This window comes from Kitasatospora sp. A2-31, assembly GCF_022288725.1.
Classification (GTDB): Bacteria; Actinomycetota; Actinomycetes; order Streptomycetales; family Streptomycetaceae; genus Kitasatospora.
Window position 1 is genome coordinate 1 of record NZ_JAKNTA010000261.1, and the last position, 1,093, is coordinate 1,093.

1 protein-coding gene is annotated in these 1,093 nt (G+C 75.4%); it reads right to left on the reverse strand.

Annotated features, from left to right (window positions below):
• Positions 1-1,007, reverse strand: a 1,007-nt coding sequence (locus MCM47_RS41320) for a protein kinase (protein WP_238951896.1), incomplete at its 3' end; no start/stop codon positions are given.
• Positions 1,008-1,093 lie beyond the last annotated feature (86 nt).

Here is a 1,093-nt window from a genome sequence, read left to right on the forward strand (position 1 = left end):
ATCACCTCCGGCGGGACGTCCAGCACGCTGGTCCGCTCCACCGGCGGCGCGGGTACGGCGGGCTGGATCACCGAAGTCGGCTCGCTGGTCGGGTACTGCGGGCTGGGCCGGGTGGAGGCCGGCGGCTCGGCGTCCAGCTGGGCCGGAGTGAGCGTGCGGCGCACCCGCTGGAGGGCGGCCAGCAGCTCGACCGCGTCGTACGGCCGGCCCTGCGGGTCACGGGAGCAGGCGGCGGCCACTATCGCGTCCAGCTCGGGGACGACGTTCGGCACGGCGAGGGACGGCGCGGGGACGTCCTCGTGCAGGTGGCGGTACATGACCTGGACCGGGTTCTCGCCGGTGTGCGGGCGGTGGCCGGTGAGCATCTCGTAGAGCAGGATGCCGGCCGCGTAGACGTCGACCCGCTGGTCGGTGGGGGCGCCCGGGCGGATCTGCTCGGGGGCCAGGTAGGAGACGGTGCCGAGCACGGTGCCGGTGGTGGCGGTGCCCGACGTCGCCGCGCCGTCCCCCGCGTCGAGCAGCCGGACCAGGCCGAAGTCGGCGACCTTGACCAGGCCGCCGTCGGTGATCAGCACGTTCTCCGGCTTGACGTCGCGGTGGACCAGGCCGGCCCGGTGGGCGGCGCCGAGCGCGGCCAGCACCGGCTCCAGGACGTCCAGCGCGGCCCGGATGGACAGCGCGCCGCGGTCGCGCAGCAGGTCGCGCAGGGTGCGGCCGGGCACGTACTCCATGGCGAGGAAGACGGTGCCGCCGTCGGCGCCCTGGTCGAAGACGTTGACCACGTTGGGGTGCGCGAGCCGGGCGACCGCCTTGGCCTCGCGGATGAACCGGCCGGTGAAGCCCTCGTCGCCGGCCAGCGAGGGGTGCATCACCTTGAGTGCGACGATCCGGTCGAGCCGGGTGTCGGTGCCCTTGTAGACGGTGGACATCCCGCCGGACGCGATGCGCTGCTCGACCCGGTAGCGGCCGTCGAGGAGGGATCCGATCAGGGGGTCGTGCAGTGCCATGTCCGCCTTGTCCACCCGGCGAGTCTAGTGGCGGGGCCCGGGGCCGGCGCGCCCCCCCCGGGGGGGCGCCCGGCGGGGGGGGCGGG